The following is a 6145-nucleotide window of genomic DNA, read 5'->3' on the forward strand; positions in this document are numbered from 1 at the left end:
TTTTCTCCCCCTGGCGGGCGCTGTTGCGCCGCCGTGCGATAGATACGGGCCAGATGCTCCTCCAGCGGCCCGTTCGCGGTTCCTTCCGCGCCTGTGCGCGGCGGTCCGAAAGAGACAGGCCACCGTGATCACAGCTTTGTCATATTGCGTGTTCAGGGGCGCCCGCGCCAGCCGGGGATTGCCCCGGATTTGCGCGAAACTCTTTCACGGCAGGCGCCGCCCGCCGTCGCCTCAATCGCAGATGTCGACCCACTCGCCGCCGACGAGACCCGCCATGCGATCCGGCGCGATGCGCACCGCCGCATTGGTCGCGCCGGCTGCTGGCACCACCTCGTCGAAGGCGCGCAGCGACACGTCGCAATAGACCGGAAGCGCCGAAGGAAGGCCGAAGGGGCAGACGCCGCCGACCGGATGGGAGGTCGCCGACACCACCTCTTCCGCGCCCAGCATGCGCGGCTTTGCGGCAAAACGGTCCTTGAACTTGCGGTTGCTCAGCCGCGCCGTGCCGGCCGCGACGATGAGCACGATCTCCTCGCCGACGCGCAGGCAGATCGTCTTGGCGATCTGCGCGGGTTCGACGCCATGCGCCTCGGCGGCGAGCGGCACGGTCGCCGAGCTCTGCTCGGTGACGAGCACGTCGATATCGGGAGCATTCCGGGCGAAGAAGGTGCGGACGGATTCGAGCGACATGGCCTGTCATAACCAGACCGGCGGCCCCGATGCAAGAGCCGCCGCGTCGGTCCCGTCAGGCATAGATGCCGCCGGAGGGGGTAGTGCCGGCCGTCGAGCCGGGCAGGAAGGTCGCCGCCTTGCCGAAGGTGTTGACGACGCCGTTGGTCTCGGCGAGGTAGCGGCTGCCGGTGGCGCTGCCGACGATCACCGGGCTCGACAGCGATACTATGCCGGCATTGCGGGCCGCGACGAACTGGGTGAAGGCGGGGGTGCCGGTCAGCGTGAAGGTGCGCCCCTCGCCAGTGAGGAGGCCGGCGCCGATGTTCATGTGCCGGCGCGCGCCGCCGGTGATGGTGTAGTTCTCCTCCAGCACGATCCGGCAGGGATTGTCGGAGAAGATGTGGTCGGCATTCGCGCCGACGGCGCCGAATTCCATCTTGCCGAGCCGGAGGGTCACGCCGTTACCGACGGAAAGCCCGTGCACGAGGTCCGTCGCAATGGCGATGCGGATGCCGGAGACGCGCGCCTGCGCGCCGTTGGAAAAGACGAGGCCGCCCGTGAGGACCACGGAGGCCGGCGTCGTCTCGTTGCCCTTGATGAAGAGCGTGCCGCCGCCGAGAAGCGGCCGGGCGACCGTCGCCCCGGCGTAACTGCCGTCGGCAAGCTGGATCGTCACGTCATGGCTGGCGCAATCGAGCGCGTGCGCCGCATCCACCGCCTTCTGCAGGGTGGCGAAGGGCGTACCGGGCGTCAGGCCGTCATTGCCGTCGCTGCCGCCGGCCGCGACGTAATAGGTGCGGCTCGCGGTAAGCTGCGGCCGCAGGCCCTCCACGCCCGCGGGAAAGCGAACGCGCCCGGTCGCCGGGTCCGCCACCATGGCATCCACGAAGGACGCGCCGTCCGCGCTCACCTTGACGCGGAAAGCATCGCTGCCGGCAAGCCCCATCTCCGCGCGGCCGGACCAGCCCGTCTGGAAGAGCAGCGAGGCCGTATCGCCGGCACTGGCCTTGTTGACCTTGATCTGGTGCCCCGCACCCTCGTTGGTGAAGAGCGAGGCTGGCGACGCGACGGCCAGCCGGTTCGTCGCATCCGCCGTCGCATTGATGCCGATCCGGTCGGGAAGGACGATATCGAAGCCGGCGGGCGCCCAGTCGCCGCCCTTGAAGGCCAGCATGACATTCTCGTCGAGGACATAGGCAAGCCAGCCGGCGCGCGGCGGATAGAAGGTCCAGGCTTCATCCTGCCAGGCGGCGACCGCCTTCGCCTGGCCGGTCCAGGCGCCCGTCGCGCCCGCCGGCACGAGATAGCGGTCACCGCCCGCCGGGCTTGCCGGCGGGCTCGAAAGCGCGCGGCTCAGGACCGCGAGATGCAGGATCGCATCCAGCGCCTTGATCGCCTCGTTATGGGTGACGTGCTTCTGCGCCTGCGCGGGCAGGATATAGGGAAGGTTGAGGTTTTCGGTCGCGTCCATTTCGTCCGGCTCCAGTCCTGTCGGTTCGGGACGATTATAGGAGGGCGGCGGAAGGCGGGGAAAACGCGGCTTCGAAAAGTCTGTCAGACGGCAGGAGCCAGTGGGCGGCGGCCGGATCGGCGGCCGCCGCATTTCCCGAAGGGCGATCCCGAGAGATCGCCCGGGCGGTCAGTGCGAATCCTTCGGCACGGCATTGCCGCGGGCGCCGCGCAGGAAGTCGAAATCGGCGCCGGTATCGGCCCCGGTGACATGGTCGTGGTAGAGCATGCCGTAGCCGCTCGCGGGGCGCTCGACCGGGCTCTGCCATTCGGCAAGGCGGCGCTCGATCTCGCCGTCCGGCACATCGAGATGCAGGCGCCGGTTCGGCACGTCGAGCTCGATGAAATCCCCGTCGCGCACGATGGCGAGCGGCCCCCCGGCGGCGGCCTCCGGGCTGGTGTGCAGCACGACCGTGCCATAGGCGGTGCCGGACATGCGCGCGTCGGAAATGCGCACCATGTCGGTGATGCCCTTCTTCAGTACCTTGGGCGGCAGGCCCATATTGCCGACCTCGGCCATGCCCGGATAGCCGCGCGGACCACAGTTCTTCAGCACCATCACGCAGGTCTCGTCGATGTCGAGATCGGGATCGTTGATCTTGCGCTTGTAGTCGTCGATATCCTCGAAGACGACGGCGCGGCCGCGATGCACCATCAGCGAGGCCGTGGCGGCGGAGGGCTTCAGCACCGCGCCCTTCGGCGCGAGGTTGCCCTTGAGCACGGCGATGCCGCCCTCACGGGCCAGAGCCTTCTCTGTCGGCAGGATGACGTCCTCGTTCCAGTTGGTAACGTCCTTGACCTCGTCCCAGATCTTCTCGCCGGAAACGGTCAGCGCCTCCTTGTGGAGGAGGCCCGCCTCGCCGAGACGCTTCAGCACCACAGGCAGGCCGCCCGCATAGAAGAACTCCTCCATGAGGTACTTGCCCGACGGCATGAGGTTGACGATGGTCGGCACGTCGCGGCCGAGGCAGTCCCAGTCGTCGAGCGTCAGATCGATGCCGACGCGGCCGGCGAGCGCCAGGAGGTGCACGACGGCATTGGTCGAGCCGCCGATGGCGCCGTTGGTGCGGATGGCGTTCTCGAAGGCTTCGCGGGTGAGGATGTCGGAAGGCTTCAGGTCGTCCTTGACCATCTGCACGATCCTGCGGCCGGTGAGCTGCGCCATCACGCGGCGGCGGCTGTCGACGGCGGGGATGGCGGCATTGCCGGACAGCGCCATGCCGAGGGCTTCCGCCATGGAGGCCATGGTGGAGGCCGTGCCCATCGTGTTGCAGGTGCCCGACGAGCGGCTCATCGCCTGCTCGGCGTCGAGGAAGTCCTCCTTGCTCATCGTGCCGGCCTTGATTGCCTCCGACATCTGCCAGAGCGCCGTGCCCGAGCCGACGCGCTCGCCGCGGAACCAGCCGTTCAGCATCGGCCCGCCGGTGACGACGATGGAGGGGATGTCGGTGGAGGCCGCGCCCATCAGAAGCGAGGGCGTCGTCTTGTCACAGCCGACGAGCAGCACCGCGCCGTCGATCGGCTGGGCGCGCATCGTCTCCTCCACCGCGAGCGCGGCGAGGTTGCGGTACATCATGGCCGTCGGCCGGTAGGTGTTTTCCGAGGCCGAGAAGACCGGAACCTCCAGCGGAAAGCCGCCCGCCTCCCAGACACCCGCCTTCACCTTCTCGGCAAGCTCGCGCAGATGCCCGTTGCAGGGAGTGAGGTCCGACCAGGTGTTGAGGATGCCGATCACCGGACGCCCGTCGAACAGGTCGTGCGGGTAGCCCTGGTTCTTCAGCCAGCCGCGATGATAGATGTTGTCGCGCGAGGTGCCGCCGTACCACTCCTGCGAACGCAGCTTGCGCGGCCAGGGGGAGGGTTTGAATGTCATTGTCGTGCCTTGCTTTCTGTTCTGCGGGCGATGCGGAGCGCGCGCTCGCGCGCAAATCGCCATCCTCCCTGTGACCCACAGGGAAGCGCGGAAGGCCCATGACAGTCAAATCATCAATCGATATCGTTGCATATCAAATGCGTCATGATACGGCCGGGCGCGAAGAACGGGCTGTCGGCGCGGGCGGCAAGGGTCCTTCGGGACACCCTCGCCAAAGAATCTTCGTACGCGGTCCGTCTGCCTCCTCTGCGATTGACGTCATCGCTGCCGGCCCACTTTTATAACGGCTTATGGTGGTGCCGAAAGACGCCGGTCGACAAGCGAATGGAACGACGATAGGGGAAGGGGCACCCTCGGCCGTCCTGGCCGGTAATACCGATACTGAAGGCTGCCTTCCCGATGCCTGATCTCCTGAAGCGTTTTGCGTCCTATTACCGCCCGCACCGCGGCCTCTTCGCGCTGGATTTCTCCTCCGCCGTCGTCGCCGGGCTTCTGGAGCTCGCCTTCCCCGTCGCCGTGACGCTCTTCATCGACCGCCTGCTGCCGACCGGCCGGCTCGATCTCATCGCGCTCGCTGCCGTCGGCCTCTTCCTCATCTACCTCGTCAATGCGGGCCTGCAGGTCATCGTCACCTATTGGGGCCATATGCTCGGCATCCGCATCGAGGCGGAGATGCGCCGAAAGGCCTTCGACCACCTGCAGAAGCTCTCCTTCGGCTATTTCGACAACCAGAAGACCGGCCATCTTGTCGCAAGGCTGACGAAGGATCTCGAGGAGATCGGCGAAGTCGCCCATCACGGGCCGGAAGACCTCTTCATCGCCATCATGACGCTGATCGGCGCCTTCATCCTCATGCTGTGGGTGCATGTACCGCTGGCGCTGATCACCGCCGTCATCGTGCCGCTTACGGCCTTCGTCACCACCCATTACGGCGCGCGCATGACCTCGACCTGGCACGCTATCTACGGCCGCGTCGCCGATTTCAATGCGCGCATCGAGGAGAATGTCGGCGGCATCCGCGTCGTGCAGGCCTTCGCCAACGAGGAGCACGAGCGCCGGCTCTTCGCCGAGAGCAACCGCAACTACCTCGTCACCAAGCTTCAGGCCTATAAGGTGATGGCGGCCTCCATGTCGCTCTCCTACCTCTCCATGCGCTTCGTGCAGGTGGTGGTGATGCTGGCGGGGGCCTGGTTCGTCACGCGCGGCGAGCTCTCGGCCGGCGGCTTCGTCGGTTTCCTGCTGCTGGTGAACGTCTTCTTCCGGCCGCTCGACAAGATCAACTCGATCATCGAGACCTATCCGAAGGGCATTGCCGGCTTCACGCGCTACACGCAGTTCCTCGACACCGATCCGGATATCCGCGATCGCGAGACGGCAACCGATGTCAGCCGGCTGCGCGGCGACATCGACTATCGCGGCGTCCGTTTCGGCTACAGCGACGATCGGCCGATCTTCGACGGGCTCGACCTTTCGATCAGGGCGGGCGAGACGATCGCCTTCGTCGGCCCGTCCGGCGCGGGCAAGACGACGATCTGTTCGCTGCTGCCGCGCTTCTATGAGGTGACGGGCGGCACGATCGCCATCGACGGCGTCGACATCCGCGACATGACGCTGAAGTCGCTGCGCTCCAATATCGGCATCGTGCAGCAGGACGTCTTCCTCTTCGCCGGCACGATCCGCGAGAACATCGCCTATGGCCGGCTGGAGGCAAGCGAGGCGGAGATCGTCGACGCCGCCCGCCGGGCGCGCCTCGACGACGTGATCGCAAACCTTCCCGACGGCTTTGACACAATCATCGGCGAGCGCGGCGTAAAACTCTCCGGCGGCCAGAAGCAGCGCCTGGCCATCGCCCGCATCTTCCTGAAGAACCCGCCGATCCTCATCCTCGACGAGGCGACTTCGGCGCTCGACACGGAGACGGAGCGCGCCATCCAGCAATCCCTTGCCGAACTCTCTTGCGGCCGCACGACGCTTGTTATTGCCCATCGGCTTGCGACCATCGCGAATGCCGACCGCATCCTGGTCGTGGACGACGGCTACATCGTCGAGAGCGGCAGCCATGCGGAGCTGATTGCCCGGAAGAACGGCCGC

At 66.8% G+C, this 6145-nt stretch carries 4 protein-coding genes; 1 reads left to right on the plus strand and 3 read right to left on the minus strand.

What is annotated here, in order from left to right; translation table 11 throughout:
- Positions 1 to 231 precede the first annotated feature (231 nt).
- The 3 genes from ACZ1A1_RS18905 to araD all read right to left on the minus strand — a co-directional run bounded on the left by ACZ1A1_RS18905 (position 232) and on the right by araD (position 4054).
- Complete coding sequence (locus tag ACZ1A1_RS18905) at positions 232 to 690, minus strand: YbaK/EbsC family protein (protein ID WP_463621122.1); 459 nt, start codon at positions 688 to 690, stop codon at positions 232 to 234.
- A gap of 55 nt (positions 691 to 745) precedes the next feature.
- Complete coding sequence (locus tag ACZ1A1_RS18910) at positions 746 to 2143, minus strand: DUF2793 domain-containing protein (RefSeq protein WP_463621123.1); 1398 nt, start codon at positions 2141 to 2143, stop codon at positions 746 to 748.
- A gap of 168 nt (positions 2144 to 2311) precedes the next feature.
- On the minus strand, positions 2312 to 4054 hold the full coding sequence (gene araD, locus ACZ1A1_RS18915) for an L-arabinonate dehydratase (protein WP_463621124.1): 1743 nt from the start codon (positions 4052 to 4054) through the stop codon (positions 2312 to 2314).
- Between the two features lie 399 nt (positions 4055 to 4453).
- On the opposite strand from araD, the gene ACZ1A1_RS18920 reads away from it, so the two are divergent.
- On the plus strand, positions 4454 to 6145 hold a 1692-nt coding region (locus tag ACZ1A1_RS18920), incomplete at its 3' end, for an ABC transporter ATP-binding protein (protein WP_463621125.1).

This window comes from Shinella sp. R2-11 (assembly GCF_055330205.1).

Excerpts from the sequence above, each read along its gene's own strand:
- ACZ1A1_RS18905 (WP_463621122.1), bottom strand. The coding sequence starts at position 690 with ATGTCGCTCGAATCCGTCCGCACCTTCTTCGCCCGGAATGCTCCCGAT.
- ACZ1A1_RS18910 (WP_463621123.1), bottom strand. The coding sequence starts at position 2,143 with ATGGACGCGACCGAAAACCTCAACCTTCCCTATATCCTGCCCGCGCAG.
- araD (WP_463621124.1), bottom strand. The coding sequence starts at position 4,054 with ATGACATTCAAACCCTCCCCCTGGCCGCGCAAGCTGCGTTCGCAGGAG.